We start from the raw sequence: 234 nt of genomic DNA, 5'->3' as shown, positions 1-234 counted from the left end.
CTCTAATTTTCGCCGCAGGAAAAGGCACCAGACTTAAACCGTTTACAGATCATCATCCTAAAGCATTGGCAAAAGTGAATGATGTTCCGCTTTTGGAAAGAAATATCAAGTATCTGAAAAGTTTTGGTATACAAGATTTTGTGATTAACATCCATCATTTTGGAGATCAGATTGTTGATTTTTTGAATAAAAATGATAACTTCGGATGTAACATTGAAATCTCGGATGAAACCA

The 234-nt window shown here is 34.2% G+C and carries 1 protein-coding gene; it reads left to right on the top strand.

The genetic code is table 11. The features are described 5' to 3' along the window. A partial coding sequence (locus SB689_RS24245; RefSeq protein ID WP_410694565.1) for a sugar phosphate nucleotidyltransferase occupies positions 1–234 on the top strand: 234 nt, incomplete at both ends.

The sequence above is a fragment of the Chryseobacterium sp. SIMBA_038 genome (assembly GCF_046535115.1).
Classification (GTDB): domain Bacteria; phylum Bacteroidota; class Bacteroidia; order Flavobacteriales; family Weeksellaceae; genus Chryseobacterium.
This window is presented reverse-complemented; position numbering and strand designations above follow the sequence as displayed.